The sequence below is a fragment of the Pedobacter sp. KBW01 genome (assembly GCF_003852395.1).
Lineage (GTDB): Bacteria > Bacteroidota > Bacteroidia > Sphingobacteriales > Sphingobacteriaceae > Pedobacter.
This window is the reverse complement of sequence record NZ_QAJQ01000027.1, coordinates 149,635-168,027: the sequence shown is the minus strand read 5'-3', so window position 1 is coordinate 168,027 and position 18,393 is coordinate 149,635. Positions and strand designations below refer to the sequence as shown.

The 18,393-nt window shown below is 33.2% G+C and carries 18 protein-coding genes; all 18 read right to left on the bottom strand.

The window, feature by feature from the left end; genetic code table 11:
- Position 1: 1 nt before the first annotated feature.
- Entirely contained in the window at positions 2-772 is a 771-nt protein-coding gene (locus DBR40_RS22980; protein ID WP_124562077.1) for an AglZ/HisF2 family acetamidino modification protein, read from the bottom strand.
- A complete protein-coding gene (hisH, locus tag DBR40_RS22975) occupies positions 772-1,386 on the bottom strand; it encodes an imidazole glycerol phosphate synthase subunit HisH (RefSeq protein ID WP_124562076.1) in 615 nt (204 codons plus the stop codon). Before hisH ends, DBR40_RS22980 begins: the two co-directional genes overlap by 1 nt.
- Positions 1,383-2,525 (bottom strand): N-acetyl sugar amidotransferase, encoded by a 1,143-nt coding sequence (locus tag DBR40_RS22970; protein WP_124562075.1) that lies wholly within the window; start codon positions 2,523-2,525, stop codon positions 1,383-1,385. Before DBR40_RS22970 ends, hisH begins: the two co-directional genes overlap by 4 nt.
- A gap of 1 nt (position 2,526) precedes the next feature.
- Positions 2,527-3,648: a glycosyltransferase gene (locus DBR40_RS22965; RefSeq protein ID WP_124562074.1), complete on the bottom strand. Its 1,122-nt coding sequence runs from the start codon at positions 3,646-3,648 to the stop codon at positions 2,527-2,529.
- Positions 3,649-3,696: 48 nt separating this feature from the next.
- Positions 3,697-5,571: an asparagine synthase (glutamine-hydrolyzing) gene (gene asnB / locus DBR40_RS22960; RefSeq protein ID WP_124562073.1), complete on the bottom strand. Its 1,875-nt coding sequence runs from the start codon at positions 5,569-5,571 to the stop codon at positions 3,697-3,699.
- Between the two features lie 120 nt (positions 5,572-5,691).
- Positions 5,692-6,183, bottom strand: coding sequence for an acyltransferase (locus DBR40_RS27315; protein ID WP_199748415.1), 492 nt, complete (start codon positions 6,181-6,183; stop codon positions 5,692-5,694).
- Positions 6,184-6,242: 59 nt separating this feature from the next.
- Positions 6,243-7,517 carry a hypothetical protein gene (locus tag DBR40_RS22950; protein WP_124562071.1) on the bottom strand — a complete coding sequence of 425 codons (1,275 nt, stop codon included), beginning with the start codon at positions 7,515-7,517 and terminating at the stop codon, positions 6,243-6,245.
- Positions 7,514-8,434 (bottom strand): glycosyltransferase family 2 protein, encoded by a 921-nt coding sequence (locus DBR40_RS22945; RefSeq protein WP_124562070.1) that lies wholly within the window; start codon positions 8,432-8,434, stop codon positions 7,514-7,516. The genes DBR40_RS22950 and DBR40_RS22945 overlap by 4 nt, the downstream gene beginning before the upstream one ends.
- Positions 8,435-8,495: 61 nt before the next feature.
- Positions 8,496-9,752, bottom strand: coding sequence for an O-antigen translocase (locus tag DBR40_RS22940; protein ID WP_124562069.1), 1,257 nt, complete (start codon positions 9,750-9,752; stop codon positions 8,496-8,498).
- Positions 9,749-10,360, bottom strand: coding sequence for a DapH/DapD/GlmU-related protein (locus DBR40_RS22935; RefSeq protein WP_124562068.1), 612 nt, complete (start codon positions 10,358-10,360; stop codon positions 9,749-9,751). The genes DBR40_RS22940 and DBR40_RS22935 overlap by 4 nt, the downstream gene beginning before the upstream one ends.
- Positions 10,350-11,450, bottom strand: coding sequence for a DegT/DnrJ/EryC1/StrS family aminotransferase (locus tag DBR40_RS22930; RefSeq protein ID WP_124562067.1), 1,101 nt, complete (start codon positions 11,448-11,450; stop codon positions 10,350-10,352). Before DBR40_RS22930 ends, DBR40_RS22935 begins: the two co-directional genes overlap by 11 nt.
- The gene (locus DBR40_RS22925) at positions 11,443-11,994 is read right to left on the bottom strand and encodes an acyltransferase (protein ID WP_124562066.1); all 552 of its coding nucleotides are present in this window, start codon (positions 11,992-11,994) and stop codon (positions 11,443-11,445) included. The genes DBR40_RS22930 and DBR40_RS22925 overlap by 8 nt, the downstream gene beginning before the upstream one ends.
- Entirely contained in the window at positions 11,984-12,403 is a 420-nt protein-coding gene (locus tag DBR40_RS22920) for a sugar 3,4-ketoisomerase (RefSeq protein ID WP_124562065.1), read from the bottom strand. The genes DBR40_RS22925 and DBR40_RS22920 overlap by 11 nt, the downstream gene beginning before the upstream one ends.
- On the bottom strand, positions 12,403-12,801 hold the full coding sequence (locus tag DBR40_RS22915; protein WP_124562064.1) for a sugar 3,4-ketoisomerase: 399 nt from the start codon (positions 12,799-12,801) through the stop codon (positions 12,403-12,405). The genes DBR40_RS22920 and DBR40_RS22915 overlap by 1 nt, the downstream gene beginning before the upstream one ends.
- Positions 12,795-13,790, bottom strand: coding sequence for an SDR family oxidoreductase (locus DBR40_RS22910; RefSeq protein ID WP_124562063.1), 996 nt, complete (start codon positions 13,788-13,790; stop codon positions 12,795-12,797). Before DBR40_RS22910 ends, DBR40_RS22915 begins: the two co-directional genes overlap by 7 nt.
- Before the next feature lies 1 nt (position 13,791).
- Positions 13,792-15,081 carry a nucleotide sugar dehydrogenase gene (locus tag DBR40_RS22905; protein WP_124562062.1) on the bottom strand — a complete coding sequence of 430 codons (1,290 nt, stop codon included), beginning with the start codon at positions 15,079-15,081 and terminating at the stop codon, positions 13,792-13,794.
- Positions 15,082-15,201: 120 nt separating this feature from the next.
- Positions 15,202-17,547, bottom strand: coding sequence for a GumC family protein (locus tag DBR40_RS22900; protein ID WP_124562061.1), 2,346 nt, complete (start codon positions 17,545-17,547; stop codon positions 15,202-15,204).
- A gap of 11 nt (positions 17,548-17,558) precedes the next feature.
- Positions 17,559-18,365: a polysaccharide biosynthesis/export family protein gene (locus DBR40_RS22895; protein WP_124562060.1), complete on the bottom strand. Its 807-nt coding sequence runs from the start codon at positions 18,363-18,365 to the stop codon at positions 17,559-17,561.
- Between the last annotated feature and the right edge of the window lie 28 nt (positions 18,366-18,393).

Sequence of the window (18,393 nt, the reverse complement as noted above, 5' to 3'; positions counted from 1 at the left end):
ACTATTTAATCTGGTATAATTCTTTTCTTTCGTTACGGTCGGGATAACTAATGAGCACGGCCCTATATTTTCCTTTAAATACGAAAAGGCTTCCCGCCGAAACTCCAATCGTTTGGTATCTGGAAATGGCTTGTTTAATGTCGTCTAAACTTCCTGCGCCACCGATAATTGTCATTGGCATGCTGGTCGCTTCTCTTGCGAGATCAAATAATTTAAAATCGAATCCGGTCATTTTCCCATCGTCTTCAATAGAATTAACAACCAGTTCACCGATGCCGATTTCATTTAATTTTTGTAAAAAGTCTTTTAGTTTTACACCAGATGCTTTTTTACCGTTGTGCGTAAAAACCTCATAACTCCCTAAAAAGCCTTTCTTTTTTACATCTAGCACCACTACCACACTTTGTACACCAACTGCATTTCCAATTTCACGCAAAAGCTCTGGCCTGTTAATAGCTGCAGCGCTTAGTGCCACTTTCTCAGCTCCCAAGCTGATAATTTTTTTAGCCTCAGCAACAGTTGTTACGCCTCCGCCATAACAAAATGGCATTCTGCATTCAACCGCTAGGTTTTTAATCAATTCGAAATCGGGGCCACGGCCTTCTACTGTAGCATCTATATCCAAAACCATCAATTCATCTACTTCTTTTTCATTGAAGATTTTAACAGCGTTGATAGGATCTCCTACATATTTCGAATCCTTAAAATTTGTAGTTTTAACCAGTCCTTTATTATGAACCAACAGGCATGGGGTAATTCTTGATTTGAGCATTATATTAGCGCGAAATTTTGAAGCAATTTTACACCGTTATGGTGGCTTTTTTCTGGGTGAAATTGAATTCCATACACATTATTATGACTTACCGCAGAGGCAAAAGATTTGCCATAAGTTGTAGTTGCCAAAACATCGTTTTGGTTTTCACACTCAAAATAATAGGTATGCAGGAAGTAGAATCCAATTTCGTGGTCTATCTCGTTAAATAATTGATTTGGTTTTTGCACTTCTGCTGTATTCCAACCTAAATGGGGCAATTTTGGCTTCTGTGTTAATGCGGTTTCGTCAATTTTCTTAACCTGACCTTTGATATAGCCAAGGCCAGGCAATTTACCTTCATCACTTCGTTCTGCCAAAATCTGCATACCTACGCAAATCCCAATAATTGGTACGCTATTTTCTAGCACTTCTTTATCTAAAACTGTCCTAAAGCCGGTTTCATCAAGTTTTGAAATGGTTTCATCAAATGCGCCAACTCCGGGCAAAAATATTTTCTTTGCACCTACAACATCTTCTGGTGTTTTCGCAATTTGAAAAGGAATGTTTAGCTTTTCATAGATATTGCCAATAGCACTAATATTACCTGAACCGTAATCTATAATCGTTATCATCGTTTAATCGACCTTTCTATCCCTAAGAATTTCAATATTTTAGCTCCGGTTTTAAACATGGCTAGCTGATTTCTGTAATCCCAATAAAATTTCTTTTCCATGTCGAAATAGCTTCGTAATTCAGCAACACTGATTCCAAGTTTGGTAGCGATGTATTTAAATTCATCCTCGATTGTTTCGGGATTATATGCAGGCTTCTTCAATTTTTCTAAAGCAGCTTCTCGCGACATCTGTTCTGTTAAAATCAAACTTGAGTATTGGACTCTTCTAGTGTCGAATCCAAAACGCTTTGGCAACCAATAAGCCTCGTAAAACTTTGTAAACCTAGATTCGAAGTGTTTCTGAGGGTAAGGTGTCCAACCATAGGTTTCCGCCAATAGCTTTAAAGCATCTTCTTTCACATATGGCATGTGATTCAATGGTTTAATTACCTGAACACCTTTCACATATCTTAAATAGAATTTATGTCTTAATACCGGACTGAATGGATATGTTTTCATTGGATTGGTACTAAATTTCTTACGGATGTCTCTAATTTGAGCCATATCAGTACCATAATATAAATATTCCATCGGATTACGAACGCATTCTGTTGAGATGTTACCTCCGTTTAGAATGTATTTGATATTATACTTATCTGCAAAATTATAAAGGGTTGCGATAAAAGCGTGATCTTGAGGAATATCTTGATGTGGTACACCAGATTTGAAAAAGGCTAATTGAAAGTCCTTCATTTCTTCCCAATTAATTACTTCTGTATATAAATCCAAGCCTAGTTTATCAATCATTACCTGGATGTTGTTTACCGCTAATTCCGAATTCCAACCACCGTCAACATGGAAAACCAAAGGTCTAAGCCCCAATTTTGTTACTGCTAAATGGAGTAAATAAGAACTGTCTACTCCTCCACTCATCCCTAGTATACAATCAAAATCTTTTCCTTCTCCCTCTTTCTTAATTTTTTTTATTGTGTCGTCAAGCTCCGCTAAACCTTTTTCATCTGTATGCCAGTTTGGTTTTGTATTCTGATAAAAATCATTACAGTGATCACAAACGCCTTTCTCATCGAAAACTATTTTCGAATCCGAAGTATCCATAACACAATTTGTGCATATTTGATATATTCTATTATTACTCATTTTATGCTATGTTTTCGATAATATTAGTATTATTTATATAATAAACCTTTTCAATAACTTTCTTTATTGTCCTTTCCTGATCGCACATTTCGAGTGCAGCCTCAGAAGGTTGAAATGGTTTTTTTATTGTTTTCTTAGCAAATTCTATTGCCTTATCAAACCATTTTTCATCATCAATATCCACAATATAAATCCGTTCCCTCATACATACAGGTAATTCATCCATATATCGGGAATAGGTTGCTGCAACAATTGCGCCAGCAAAGATACATTCATATACCGATCTTGGAGAAGAATCGCTTGCAGGAATTGAAATGGCTAATAGAGTATTTTTCATTACTGTATATAACTCAGGCTTACTCAATCTTCCCAAATCCGAATCGGCATTTATAAAGTCTTTCGTTAATTGTTTTTTATAATCTTCTTCGGCTGCTGGATATACAAAAGAAATTGGTATATCTATGCCTGAAGCAACCCTTGCTTTTAATATTTCATCTATTCTATATAGGGGATTTATTCCTCTAACAGACAAAACAACATTTCTAGATATTTGATCACCCGTATTTTTCAAAATATCTTTAGTATCAAAACCATTTTTAATTAAAGAAGCCCTAACACCAGATAATTCATAAACCCTGCTTTGCATATTAAGAGAATCAACTACAACATGCTTTGCGGCTCTTAGGGCATTAACAGCCATTTTTCTGTAAAAAACTGATTTAAAAGCCCTTACTAATATCTCACTTCCCTGAGGGGTTCCAACAAAAGGTATCTTTGCCAAATAGCACAGTATCATATAATACATTGGTATTGCATGAAAGATATAATTTGGGTGCCTTTTGTAAAATTTCTTCAAATAAAATAGTTGGATTGGAATGAATAGCAATTTCACTACATTTCGCCAAATATTTCCAAGGGAAGACTGCCTTTTCAATACAAATTTGTCAATAATAAAAAGGCGATGAACTGGAAAATCATCTGCGATCAACCTAGGTAGACCAACATATTCGATTGAGTCAGTTAATAGAAGAACTTTCCCAGGAGAAACAAACTTCGCGGTAAGCCAATATTTATCCATTGCATGGAAATCGTTAGCTCCACAAATAAAAACTATTCCATTCATATCTTTATCCCGCACACTAACATCTATTTAAATTACTTCGAAGAGCCATTAATTATTCATTATTTTTGACTTATTATTTACCCAAATTGCAAAAATAAGTGTTTTCCATAATATAAAACCATAATTTCCTTCATGTTTTTTGTGTATCTCGAACATTTCTATAATTTTATTTTTATCAAGGTAAGCTCCTGCTTCCTTAGTTGAAATTTGTTCAATGAAATAATCTTTTAAACTAGTCGTTAACCAATAAGCATATGGAACACCAAAGCCTTTCTTTTTACCATAAAGGATCTTATCTGGAACAATTTGATCCATTGCTTTTTTTAGCAGATATTTTTGCTCGCCTTGTTTCGTTTTGATTCTAGCAGGAATACTTAGAGCAAATTCTGTTAATTCCTTATCTATAAAAGGAACTCTAACTTCCATTGAATTTGCCATTGTCGATTTATCAACTTTTTCAAAATAAGTATCTTTCAGAATAGTTTGGACATCTGTATAAAATACAGCTTGTGTTGGATCCATATCCTTTGGATAATAATCATAAACTTCTTTAAATCTTTTAAATTGGTCAAGCTGATCAACCTCTTTATAAAAATCTCGATTAAGCACCTGAAGTGGATTAGAATATTTGGATTCCATAGTAAGCAATAGCGCATTTCGCTTAAAAGGTTCTTTCTGACCAATAGCATTTAAAAATCTCTGTATACGTAGTAATTTAGGATTTTTCGTACCCAAGAAAGAAATCAATTTTGAGACAAAAGAAAAACGCGCATATTTCTTAGAGTTGGTAATCGTTAAATATCTACTATACCCTCCAAAAAACTCATCCCCTCCATCCCCTTGAAGTACTACTTTTATGGTCCCTTTTAATTTTTTCGTAAGAAGATATAATGGTATATCTGCAGCGTCCCCAAATGGCTCATCATGAGCTATTACAAGTTCTTCGAGGACTTCCACAAGATCGGCACCGGTAATCTTAATCTCATGATGATCTGTATTATATTTTTCTGCAACCTCTTTGGCTAAATTTAATTCATTTACACCTTTATCAAAATCGAAAGCTACGCTAAATGTTTTGAGCTTACCTTGATAGTGCTTTGAAGCAAAGGCCGTTATGGCCGATGAATCGACTCCGCCACTTAAAAACACACCCACCGGAACATCACTAATTAAATGTCTTTTAACACTTGCTTCAAACAATTCTTTTATCTTCTCAGCGGCTTTTTCTTCAGTGATCTCTATTTCTTTTATCTGATTTATATCAAAATACGTTTCCACTTTAAAATCATCAGCATTAACCTTAACAAAGGTGCCCGGTTTTATTTCATTTATCTCATTATAGAAAGTGTTATCGCCAAGTGCATTTTCAAACCAGAAATATTCTACAAGCGCCTGTTTATTCAACGTAAACTCAAGGCCAGGATAAGAAAGAATAGATTTCATCTCCGAGGCGAACACAAGCACATCTTTGTTTAAAAAATAATATAAAGGTTTAATTCCAAACTGATCTCTGGCAATAACCAATTCTTTAGAGCTGTGATTATAAATCGCAAGGGCAAACATGCCATTATACAGCTTAAATGCATCAGTACCATAAACTATAAATGATTTGAGGACAACTTCAGTATCAGAATTGGTATTGAAGGTTATATTGTTTGCAATGAGCTTTTCACGGATTTCTTGAAAATTATAAATTTCACCATTAAAAACAATGGTAAAGTTATCATTTGCCACCATAGGCTGGTTCGCACTTTCTGAAAGGTCAATGATACTTAATCTTCTATGTCCTAATGCTACATTTCCTATAATTGCCACATCTCCAGAGTCAGGTCCTCTATGTGACAACATATTATTAATATTTGTAATTAAGTTTTTATCAACTTCTTGTTGATTAAAATTAAGGATCCCACTTATTCCACACATTGAGCAATTTTTTAGTTTCTTCGGTTTTTAGAATGACCAATCACAGTCGAACGATTATTCTTAGTATTTTAAAATTATGTTTTGGCTAATTCCCTATTTTATATCAAAAAACAACTAAGTTTAGCTAACGTTTGGATTATCAATACGTTTTTTATGCATAATTATTTCTTGCTCAGTAAATCTCATCTTCAATACTTTTGCCGGAATTCCGCCAACAATGGCGTAAGGTGGAACGTCTTTATTAACCACAGCTCCGGCAGCTACGATAGAGCCTTCACCTAAAGTAACTCCTTTTAACACGGTTGCTCCAGATCCAATCCAAACATCATCTTCAACAACAATTCGGATATCGTTTTCTGGTTTTTTTTCAACAACATCATACATATATCTACCAATTTCCATAACATTATGATCTCCTCCCATCATCGTAACATTCGGGCCTAGCATAATTTTATTGCCAAAAACAATCCCACTTTCACTTGCAGATAAAGTAGCTCCGGGGCCAATAAAGACATCATCTCCAACTTGAATTGTACGGTAACTATACACTCCATTAGGATCGAAGATAAAATTCTTACCATATTTTTTAAACAATGGCTTGAGTAAAATCATCTTCACCCGTCTAGCGAATCTGATTAAAAGAAAATAAAATTTAGCAATAATATACATAATCAATTCAGCTGATGATATTCTTTTCTTATACTATGATATAATGAACATAACATTAATGAGTAGATAGAAAGGAACATCCTAACATATAAGTAACTCTCCTTTGCATGAAAAATCAGCATAATCAATGAAAAACAGAAAAGTAATCCTGCCGGCTTATACTTCTTAAGTAGTTTAAATGCAATCATTGTATAATATAGTATTGGATACCAAAATAAAAAGGCAATAAAGATACCCATACTCCATATATTGCGAACAAAACCTATATCAGATAATAAAGTTCTTGTAAATTGTGTGTTCACGACATGTTCTCCATCTCCAAATAATAGAGTAATAGGGTCTGTTGGCAAGAATACATGTGAGGTTAAAACATCAACTGTATGATCATCAAACGATCCAGATTCTTTATAATCCAAAAAGGTATCCAAACTTCTTTTTAGCGCATAATTTAATGGGGAGTCGGCCTCTGTTTTATCAAATAAAAATAAAACAGCTATGAAAAATCCCAAAAAAAGTAAAACTTTAGGTACTAATTTAATCAATGACGCAATTCCTTTATTATCTGAAGAAAAATATATTGATGCCGGAAGAAAAATAATTGTTGACCAAATTCCGCTTCTACCACAAATTAGGATGGAATAGAATATTAAAACCCCACCTAAAATTGTCAATATTTTCCAGTATGCTTTAACATTTTTATATATCCATGGAATAATGATAATACCTAAAGACTGAACTACAGACAATACTGAATCTCCTGGATTTCCTGTTAAACCTCCCATCCTAAAATTATATTCGTTTGAACCTCGGTAGTCTCCAGTCGATGTATACAAATAAATCAGCTCTTTAAAATCAGGATCATAAAATTGATAAGCCATAATTGTTGCATGTACGACAATCGAGATAAAAATAAATTTTAGAAGTGATACAAAATATTCAGTTTCATAGTTTACACTAAGTAAATGAACTATTACGTAACCACCGTACATTGTAAATAGGATTCTTATAGGAATTAATATTACCCTGATATAATCCTCTTGAGCAGTTGGTGGGTACATGGAAATAGAAACCAGCACATATGCAAATACAAAAACTAAAATAAAAAATACCGAAAAGTACCTTGGTATTTTCAATTTAGCGACAAATACACCATAAAATGAGAGCATTAACGACGTAACGAATATTAAATCCATCCATGCACCGATAGGTCGAAAAACAGGGCCGAAAATATAAAAGAAGACTAGTATAAATAAACCAATGAATTTTATTCTTTTCATTTCTTCCCAATTAATAAAGCAACTGTAACCTGAGCCAATCTTAAATATGCTTTCAAAAAGGTTACATCTTTACAAATTATTTTTATAAATTCATTAAAACTTCGTTTATACTCCTTTTTATTGAAATTTCTTAAAGCTATTCCATAATCGACTACATATCCTTTTCCTCTTTTAATAAATTTCTGAAATGATGCCGGGCCTTCTATTTTCAATATATCATACATCATTGCTGCATCTCTAACACAGGCATCCCATTTACTAGCAGTAATAGATGTTTCAGTTTTTCTATATGCGCCTAAATATTCTTCAGAAAACCCATATTTCCCTTCGATGCCCAAAAAATCTATAAAGAATTTCAAATCTGATGTATATATCAATCTTTCATCAAAAGCAATTTCCTTTTTCGTATCTAACTTAATCATGATAGACATACAGCCTTGAAGCATCCCTAATTCTATCCATTGAAATGCACCCTTACCTGGTTTTTTCGATAGAGTATTATAAGTACCAAAGTGGATTGAAGACTCATCAATTAAATCCAGATTATGTCCGCAAAGTATTTTATCTGAGTTTTCCCCAAACCATTTAAGCTGCTCTTCAACTTTATTTGGATATAAAACATCGTCTCCACCCATTATCACGAAGTAATCTCCAGTTACTGCTTTAAATCCGGCGTTGCAATTTGCTGTAATTCCAACGTTCTTTTCATTATATACTTTTATCAGCTTATTTGGCGCTAATTTTTGATACCTATCAATTATCTGCCGCGTAGAATCTGTAGAGCAGTCATCAGCAACAATAACCCTGCAATTTTCATACGTTTGTTTAAGTGCGCTTTCAATTGCTTCTGCAATATAGTTTTCTTGATTATAAGTTATTATCAATATGTCTACCTGCAGAGTTTTGGTTTTAGCCATAATATATGGTGATCTGTTTTATTAAAAGGAATTAGGTCTTATCTATTATTTTATTATAAAATTATCCTTTTTTTCGAAACAGGATTTTCTTAAATACAAATATCATAAAAATAAAACAAACGAAATAATTAATCGCAAAAGCAATAGTAATGCCAGTTAATTTAAAATGATTTATAAATATATAACCAAAAATTACATATGTTGTACTAAATATAATTTCTGTAGCAATGTAATGTTTGATCATTGCTTTGGCTACCATTAAATAACCCAATAGAAATGTTGCTATTTTGAAAAAATCTCCAATTAATTGCCAAAGAAACAAATGTTCCATTTCTAAAAATGCAGTGGTATACAATGTTTTTATGATAAAAAACCTCAAAATATAGATGATAATACATCCAACAAATACAACTGGCAAAATAATTTTATAGCCATTAAAGATTTCACTACGTAGTTCTGCATTAGTTTTTAAAGAAGATAATTTGGGCAGATAATAGGTAGTTAACGATGAAGTGACTAATAAAAGATAGCCATCCGAAATTCTCATCATGCCTTGCCAGTAACCAGCCTCATTAATTCCAATATGGGCAATAAGGAGATTTCTTAAAATAATTTGGGAAACAGGAATTGTAACAGCAGAAACTATAGACATTAGACTGTATCCGGCCAATTTTTTTCCGAGATCTTTGTTAAAGGGCGACTTGAAAAAACTCCAAGAAAACCATGGGCTTTTATATAACAAAGCTACCGTGAGAAAAAAAACTATTGATTGAGCTAGTACTAGAGAATAAAGCGCCCCCTGAAGCTTATAATAATAAACCAGGATAATAGTAAGCGCTAATCCAATTATAGTACCTGATGTATTTACTATAGTGAATGTTTTAATCTGTCTCATTCCATTCAAAATTGAGATGAGCAACGTGTTTAAAGAATATAGGATAGCTGTAATACCTAACACCCTAATTGGATTAGTAAAAATCGAATTGGATAATACCCACTCTGCCAAATAAGGGGCAAAAATGATTAAGATAAATCCAAATACCGCCGAGCATACTACAGAAATCCTTAATGAGGTACTAAATAATTCTTTAATTTTAAGCTCATTATTATTAAATTCAGCAGTATATTTTACAATCCCAGAATTTATAGCCCCGTTTGCAAAGGTTAAAATAACAGCAATAAAATTAGTGAAGCCCCCTATAAGTGCAACACCTGCCGGACCGGTAATTGCTGCAACAATTTTACCAGCTACGAAACCCGAACTTATCCGAATAAATGTTATTATAGCTGAAAAAAAGGAGGTTTTGATCAACTTCATTCTGCTATATTTTCTTTAATTATCTTACATGGATTACCTCCAGCAATTGCATTTTTAGGGATAGACTTCGTAACTACGGATCCTGTGGCAATTACGGCATTTTTTCCAACCGTAACTCCTTTCAGGATGGTCACATTTGATCCAATAAAAACATTTTGTTCAATTACTATTGCACCGGTCAAAGGAATACCAGTTAATCGCTTATCAGGTCTTAAATCATGAAAGTCACTATCATAGGCCGTAAAATTAGGGCCAATTAATGTGTCTTTTCCAATTGTGATGCCGGGACCGTCAGATATGATATGTGCATTATTATTTATCCAAACACCATCTTCAATTGAGATAAATGCTTTTTCATTTCTAGCTTCTAGATAAATATATGTATTCAAAAAAAATGGTGATATTTTAACGCCTAGGTTAACCTTATTTCCAAATAATATTTCACCCATACCATTTGTAATAACAGGTGAATTTCGGATTGCGCTCCCTTTAATACGCTTACAATCAGACAACATCCAGTATTTTAAAACACGTAATTTAGAATAAACAGTAATAATTACCCAATTAAAAGTAACTTTTTTTACTTTATTTATAAAACTAGTACTCATTAAGCAACTTAATAACTTTATCAACTTCATCTAAATCCATAACAGGACTGATAGGAAGGCTAAGCACTTCGTTATGAATGTTTTCTGTAATTTTTAAATCAAGAGACTTAAATTCTTTATAAGCTAATTGTTTGTGAGGTGGAATAGGATAATGAATAATCGTTTGTATACCATTATCGGTTAAATATTGTTGAAGATGGTTTCTATTGTCAGTCCTAATAACAAATAAGTGCCAAACATGGGCATCTTGATTTTCAACCTTTGGCAATACAATTTTTTTATTTTTTATCCCATCGATATATCTATTGGCAATAGATTTTCTGACCAATGTCTCACTATCTAAATGTTTCAACTTGACAGTTAACAAAGCAGCTTGCAATTCATCCAACCTACTATTCAAGCCTTTAAATAGATTCTCATATTTAACATGCGAACCATAATTTAATAATGCTCTTAGTGTTACTGCCAGTTGGTCATCATTTGTAGTAATAGCGCCAGCATCACCCAATGCCCCTAAATTTTTTCCCGGATAAAAGCTAAAGCCTGCTGCATCGCCAAGATTGCCTGCCTTTTCACCATCATAATTAACAGCTCCTTGTGATTGGGCGCAGTCTTCTATAACTTTAAGTTTATATTTTTGGGCAATTTTATTGATCTTATCCATATTGGCCAGTTGGCCATATAAATGTACAGGTAAAATACCTACTGTTCTAGAAGTGATTTTTGCTTCGATTAAATTAGCATCTATATTAAAATTATCAAGGTCAGGCTCAACAAGAACTGGGAGTAAATTATTTGCAGAAATAGCAAGAATGCTAGCGATATAAGTATTTGCAGGAACTATTATTTCATCTCCATCTTTAAAAATACTCATTTCCTTATAGGCTCTGATTATTAGAATCAAGGCGTCTAATCCATTTGCAACTCCAATAGCATGTTTCACCCCACAGTAAGCTGCAAATTCTTTTTCAAAGGTTTTGAGCTCATTCCCCATAATGTACCATCCTGAATCTAAAACCCTAGAAAAGGCATCTAAAAGCTCTTCTTTATGAACTTGGTTAATCTTGTATAGGTCTAAAAATTTAATCATTTCTAAATTCGTTTTCGTAAAAGGAATATTGATCTCCCGTTTTATTATCTATCAGATTAAGATCTAAAATTATGCCATCCTTAGTAATAAAACCTTTATGACTGGCAGGGTTTCCGTACCACACGGTAAAAGGGGGAATATCCTTAGTTATTACGCTACCAGCACCGATAAATGCATATTCTCCAATCGAATGCCCTGCTACAATAGTAGAATTTGCACCTATTGAAGCATTTTTACATACCAAAGTCCTAATAACCTCATCCTGATAAATTTTTGACCTAGGAATCAGATCATTAGTAAAAGTTACATTGGGACCTATAAATACATTATCTTCTAATATTACACCGTCCCAAATTTGCACTCCTGATTTAATAGTAACATTATTTCCAATAGTTACATCGTTTTCGATAAAACAATTTGCATTCACATTACAATTACTTCCAATTTTAGCTTTTGGTAGTATAACTGAAAATTGCCATACATATGTATCATCACCGATATTATCAGATTGAACATCAGATAAGGGATGGATTTTACTTGCCATTTTTATAATCTAAATAGTTTTCATAATGTCTAATATAATCTGTTTCCAAATAGTAATGGGAAGCAAATACCAAGCAGATAGCCCCAGAAGAAAAGTTTATCTCAGAAGCCCAAATGCCAGGAGGGATGTGTAGTCCAAAATAAGGCCTATTTAATTGTACAATTCTTTTAGTTTTGCCATCGTCTAATAGTATCTCGAAACTCCCACTAACCGCTATAAGAAATTGATGACACTCTTTATGTGCATGGGCCCCTCTAGATTCACCACCAGGTATATCATACAGATAAAAAACTCTCTTGATAGAAAAAGGAATTTCAATATCATTGTGAACAGCTGTGATATTACCTGCCCTATCTTTGATCTTAGGAAGTTCAAAAGTATTGCAATTATAAACTGTAATGTTTTCCATTATCTCTTATTAATAAATGCTGCATAATCACGCTCGTAATCAGATGGATCATAATCTGTAGAGGCGGCTACAAAAGCGACAGAATTAGTAGAAAAATTCCCCATATGCCTCCAAATGCCGGAAGGTATATATAAACCGTAATAAGATCTATTTAAAGAAAATGTTTTCACTTCAAAACCGTCTGTTAAAATTATATCGAAGCTTCCGGACAGGGCAATTACAAACTCTTCGTTTGTATTATAAGAATGTCCCCCCCTAGTTTCTCCTCCAGGCACATCATAAATCCAATATGTTCTTTTAATATCGAATGGAAGATGGTTGTTGGTTTCAAAGAATGAAAGATTTCCGCGTTCATCCAATATTTTCGGTAAATCAATCAGTTTTACATCTTCTAACATTGCTTTATAAATGCTTGGTTATTCTTATACCAGTTATATGTTTTTATTAGTCCTTCTTCGAATCTAACTTTTGGACTATAATTAATCAGTTCATTGGCTTTTGAAATATCAGCCAAGCTATCTCTCACATCACCCTTTCTGTCTTCCCTGTAAGTTGGTTCTAACTGTTTATTTTCAATATTTACTAAAATCTGAAACATCTGTTTTATAGAAGTTCTATCACCAACAGCAATATTATAGATTTGATTTACCGCCTTAATGTTTTCTACTAACATAGAATTAACATTAGCCTGAACAGCATTGTCTACATAAGTAAAGTCTCTTGTTTGCTCCCCATCACCATTTACAAAAGGTGACTGACCATCAAGAATAGCCTGAACAAATAAAGGAATAACGGCCGCATAAGCACCATTTGGGTCTTGTTTAGGCCCAAAAACATTAAAATATCTTAAACCGATTGTTTCTACGCCATAGTTAAGTGCAAAAACGTGAGCATACAATTCATTTACGTATTTGGTAACAGCATATGGGGATAGGGGATTACCAATAATCGATTCTATTTTTGGTAACGATTTGCTATCTCCATAAGTAGAAGACGAGGCTGCATAAATCATTCTTTTAACATTAGAATCCTTTACTGCAACCAACATATTAAGAAACCCGTTGACATTCACTTCATTTGTGGTTATAGGATCATTAATTGATCTGGGAACGGAACCCAATGCTGCCTGATGCGAAACATAATCGATATCTTCACATGCGGTTTTACATGTGGATAAATCACGTATATCTCCTTCGATTAACTCAAAAGCAGGATTCGAAATAAAATCAACAATATTCTTTCGGTGTCCGTTACTAAAATTATCTAATACACGAACTTTTCTTGCATTGTGCTGTAGTAAAAAAGCAACTAAGTTAGATCCAATAAAACCCGCCCCCCCAGTAATAAGGAAAGAACTTTCTTTAATTTTGTTTTGATGAATGATCATTTTACAATCTTCTATCAGCAAGTGCTTTTGGCAACACCCCCTTTACATCAAAAATAACTGAATTCTCTTTTCTTAGTGATGAAATATCCATGCTCATAAACTCTTTATGTGCTACGGCCAATATCACACCATCAAATTTAGTGGTAGAGACTTCATCAAGGCTATTGATGATTTCTAAACCATATTCGTGCATTACATTTGCTTTATTCGCTAATGGATCTAAGATAACAACGTTTACGTGATATTTCTGAAGTTCTCCAATAATATCGGTCACTTTTGTATTTCTTACATCTGGACAATTTTCTTTAAAAGTTATCCCCATTACAAGTAAAGTTGCTTTTGCAACATTAACCTGTTTTTTAACTAGTAATTTAATTGTTTCATCGGCGACATAAGCTCCAATGCTATCATTTAATCTTCTTCCTGCCAATATAATTTCAGGATGATAACCCACTTCTTGTGCCTTTTGTGCTAAATAATAAGGATCAACACCAATGCAGTGACCACCAACCAAGCCTGGACTAAATTTCAAGAAATTCCATTTGGTACCTGCAGCTTCTAAAACTTCTTTGGTATCAATATCAAGAAGATTGAAAATTTTAGCTAGTTCATTAACAAAAGCAATATTAATGTCGCGTTGAGAATTTTCAATTACCTTCGCAGCTTCGGCAACTTTAATGCAGGAAGCCTTAAAAGTTCCGGCCACTATAATTGAGCCATAAAGTTGATCTACAATTTCTGCAATTTCAGGAGTAGAACCAGAAGTAACTTTTAAAATTTTTGAAACTGTATGCTCTTTATCGCCAGGATTTATTCGTTCTGGTGAATAGCCAGCAAAGAAATCAACATTGTATTTTAAACCTGATATTTTTTCCAGCACAGGAATGCACTCTTCTTCTGTTGCTCCAGGATATACTGTTGATTCATAAATTACGATATCGTTTACTTTCAATACCTTTCCAACTGTTTCACTAGCTTTTTTTAGCGGAGTTAAGTCTGGTTTATTATATTTATCAACCGGTGTTGGAACAGTAATAATAAAAATATTGCACTCTCTTATTTTTTCAATCTGGTTAGTAACATATAATCCAACCTGATTTGTATCATCTACAATAATCGATTTTAAATTTTCATCGCTAACTTCCAACGTGGAATCAGTTCCGTTTTTTAGTTCGTTAATCCGTTCAGTATTAATATCGAAACCAACACTTTGAAATTTCTTGCCAAATTCCACTGCTAACGGTAATCCTACATAACCTAAACCAATAACAGCAATCTTATATTTACTCATTTATAAATTTTATTAATATTTAAAAACTCAAGGTTTAGTTATTTTAATTTAATATTCAAAACTTTAACTTAATTGAATAGAATACCCGAATCCTAAACCTCGCATATCATTGCTCATTAATTATTTTTTAAAAAATTTTTGATACCATTTTACATCTGCACTTTGACCATAGTTGCCATAACCATAACCATAACCATAATATTTACTTATAATATCATTGACTATAATCCCTAAATTTTTCATTTTCTTAGTCTGATACAAATCTTCAACAATTTTCAATTGATCCTTCTGTGTGATTTTTTGTCTAACCAAATATAAAGTTACGTCAGCATATCGGGAAAGTAATTGTGCATCAGCAATAATTCCTACTGGTGGAGCATCCATTATAATATAATCGAATTCTTTTTTTAATTCTTCAATAAGTTTTGGCACATGCTCATTTATTAGAGTTTCAGCAGGATTAGGAGGCAATGGCCCAGATGAGACAATAAATAAATTTTTGTTAATAGATAAAGGCTTTACGATATCCACTAGTTTGATTGCAGGACTGATTGTAAAATTACTAAAGCCAATGTCATTCTGAACATTCAATTTAGCATATAATCCTGGTTTTCTTAAATCCAGTTCCATTAGCAATACCTTCTTTCCAGCCAAAGCAAGGATATTACCTAAATTAATTGCTGTAAACGACTTACCTTCTCCGCTCATACTGGATGTCAAAAGTATAACCTTTTCATTTTCCGTCTTTAAATAGAACGAAAGGTTGGTACGTAAGGCTCTGAATTGTTCAGAAATGGCCGAGCGACTTTGATTAGCGACAATAAGATTATCATCACTAGCATTATGGCTAATTTCTCCAATAATAGGCACATTTGTAAGCGCAGTAATCTCTTCTTTTGTTTTTATACTAGTATTAAGAAAATCCAGTGCAAAAATTAAGCCAAGAGGAATAATCAACCCAATTATTAAACCAATTAAATAAAAGAAACTTTTTTTGGGGCTAATAGGAAATACATCAGATTTTGGTGGATCTATCGTTTTAGCAATAGAAATATTAGCTGTTTTAGAAATGGCAGTTTCTTCTGCTTTTTGCATTAAGAAAATATATAATTCTTGCTTAATTTGCTGATTTCTTGCTAGCTTCAAATAATTTTTTTCTATTTGAGGAACACCAGAAATTTGGTTTTCTGCAGAATTTAGTTGTCTTCGGAGCTTATCTCTATTTAGTAATGCTGTTTTTTTTGTGCTTTGAATATTAGACAACATATTACCACGCAACTCTCTAATCTGCTGATCTATATTTTGAATGAACGGACTTTGTTCTGTTAATCCCAATAGTTGTTTCTCTCGTTCAATGAGCAAAGAATTATAATGCTCCATAATATTAGCAAATACCATGTCCTGTGGTATCAATGACGAAGGAAATACACGTTTATTATTTACGTTGTCTTTTAAATATTTTTCCAATTCATTGATCACACTAACCTGAGTTTCTGCTTTTGCAAGTTCTGAAGCAAAATCACCGGAGTTCTGAACCAACAATTTCCCTTGTTCGCTCATGTCGGCCAATTTATTTCGTTGTTTAAACGTCTCAACCTTATTTTCTACATCTCCTAACTCTGATGCAATAACATTTAATCTCTCTTTTATAAAACGATAAGTACTATCTGCAACGGCATTTTTATCATTTAGATTAGATTGAGTATATTTTTTTATTATTGTATTTAAAATGTCTTCTCCTTTATTAGGCAATGGATATGATAGTTTCAGATCTATCATGCTTACTTGTTTATTACTGGCTCCAACAGATAATTGACTCATAAGAAAGGCAACTCTCGAATCAATCGAACTTATGCTTACATAATATTCACTATTATCCAATTGTTTGCTCACATTTTGCTCAATACATAACACTCCAATACCATTAATCCTAAATGGCTCATTCCAAGTAACCTCTTTTTTAAAGCTTTTAGCGCTGACCAAAATCTTATTTGAGGAGACCTTAATTACATCTAATTTTGTTGTAACAATTGTGTCGACTCCCTTTATAATATTAACTTTAAAAGGGGCTTGATATAATTCGCGGCTAACAAAATCTGTTTTCTTTGCATATACAATATTTAACTGCATTTCCCTAACGACTTGTTCCATCAAAAATCTTGTTTTCAAGATCTCAACTTCATTATCAACAGAGTTTTTAGCCCCCATTATCCCACCTAAATCCATTAAAGACCCGGCCTGTTTCCCTATTCCACTCCCTTTTTGGTCATCGTTTACAATTAATTTGGCTTTGATCTGATAGCTCGGGGCAGTGTATCTCCCATATATAAAAGCAGCAAATAAACAGATCAAAACACTGATAAGAAACCAGCTCCATTTATCAGAAAGTTTATTAAAAATATCTTTAAAATTAATGTCAATCTCGTCTTTAGCCTGCACCTTGTTCATTTCTAGATTACTATTCATTTGGCAATTACTTATTTAAAATTAGAAATAGCTAAAACGATTACTGAAATTACAGATGCAATTACACCAATGGTTTGAATTTGAGCTGAATTAGATGCAGAAACCTTACGTTTATTTGGTTCTACATATATTACATCATTCTGTTTTAAATAGTAGAATGGGCTACTAAAAATATTGCTCGAATTCAGATCCAATCGCGCAAATTCTTTTTTCCCATTGTTATCACGAACAATTAACACGTTTTCTCTACGTCCATAAATAGTTAAATCGCCTGCTAAACTTAAGGCATCTAAAATTGTCACTTTTTCATTTGGTAATGTATAGGCAGAAGGCGCATTTACTTCCCCTAATACACTTACTTTAAAATTGGCAAAACGTAATTGCACATTAGGTTGCTTAAAAACATCAGTAGCCTTTTCGCGGATCAGTTCCCTCGCTTGGTAAGTTGTTAAACCTGCTACTTTTAACTTTCCGATAAGGGAAAGTTCTATCTCTCCGTTTTTATCAACTAAAAAACCCGTGTTTTGAGTTGATACGCTATTATTGGTATTCCCTCCCAGTGTGGGCGTTGAGGCTGCTTGATTTATAATTGCACCACTTTGAGGATTTAACGTAAAGATATTGATGCTTAAGATATCATCTGGTTGTATTACAGGCTCTGTAAAAGCTATGGCACTATCTAATCGAGCTTGCTTAACTGATTGAATGTCTTGAAAATAAGCAATTTTTTTATTGCTAACGCAAGAACAGGCAAGGGTAATAGCAAAAAACAAAACTGCTACTTTAGCTCCCTTGTTCACATTATTTTTTTTATTCATAGATATAAATCTGTTCCAATAATATTGT

Bases quoted from the DNA above. Each gene is read 5' to 3' on its own strand.
- DBR40_RS22980 (WP_124562077.1), bottom strand. From the start codon at position 772: ATGCTCAAATCAAGAATTACCCCATGCCTGTTGGTTCATAATAAAGGA.
- hisH (WP_124562076.1), bottom strand. From the start codon at position 1,386: ATGATAACGATTATAGATTACGGTTCAGGTAATATTAGTGCTATTGGC.
- DBR40_RS22970 (WP_124562075.1), bottom strand. From the start codon at position 2,525: ATGAGTAATAATAGAATATATCAAATATGCACAAATTGTGTTATGGAT.
- DBR40_RS22965 (WP_124562074.1), bottom strand. From the start codon at position 3,648: ATGAATGGAATAGTTTTTATTTGTGGAGCTAACGATTTCCATGCAATG.
- asnB (WP_124562073.1), bottom strand. From the start codon at position 5,571: ATGTGTGGAATAAGTGGGATCCTTAATTTTAATCAACAAGAAGTTGAT.
- DBR40_RS27315 (WP_199748415.1), bottom strand. From the start codon at position 6,183: ATGATTTTACTCAAGCCATTGTTTAAAAAATATGGTAAGAATTTTATC.
- DBR40_RS22950 (WP_124562071.1), bottom strand. From the start codon at position 7,517: ATGAAAAGAATAAAATTCATTGGTTTATTTATACTAGTCTTCTTTTAT.
- DBR40_RS22945 (WP_124562070.1), bottom strand. From the start codon at position 8,434: ATGGCTAAAACCAAAACTCTGCAGGTAGACATATTGATAATAACTTAT.
- DBR40_RS22940 (WP_124562069.1), bottom strand. From the start codon at position 9,752: ATGAAGTTGATCAAAACCTCCTTTTTTTCAGCTATAATAACATTTATT.
- DBR40_RS22935 (WP_124562068.1), bottom strand. From the start codon at position 10,360: ATGAGTACTAGTTTTATAAATAAAGTAAAAAAAGTTACTTTTAATTGG.
- DBR40_RS22930 (WP_124562067.1), bottom strand. From the start codon at position 11,450: ATGATTAAATTTTTAGACCTATACAAGATTAACCAAGTTCATAAAGAA.
- DBR40_RS22925 (WP_124562066.1), bottom strand. From the start codon at position 11,994: ATGGCAAGTAAAATCCATCCCTTATCTGATGTTCAATCTGATAATATC.
- DBR40_RS22920 (WP_124562065.1), bottom strand. From the start codon at position 12,403: ATGGAAAACATTACAGTTTATAATTGCAATACTTTTGAACTTCCTAAG.
- DBR40_RS22915 (WP_124562064.1), bottom strand. From the start codon at position 12,801: ATGTTAGAAGATGTAAAACTGATTGATTTACCGAAAATATTGGATGAA.
- DBR40_RS22910 (WP_124562063.1), bottom strand. From the start codon at position 13,790: ATGATCATTCATCAAAACAAAATTAAAGAAAGTTCTTTCCTTATTACT.
- DBR40_RS22905 (WP_124562062.1), bottom strand. From the start codon at position 15,081: ATGAGTAAATATAAGATTGCTGTTATTGGTTTAGGTTATGTAGGATTA.
- DBR40_RS22900 (WP_124562061.1), bottom strand. From the start codon at position 17,547: ATGAATAGTAATCTAGAAATGAACAAGGTGCAGGCTAAAGACGAGATT.
- DBR40_RS22895 (WP_124562060.1), bottom strand. From the start codon at position 18,365: ATGAATAAAAAAAATAATGTGAACAAGGGAGCTAAAGTAGCAGTTTTG.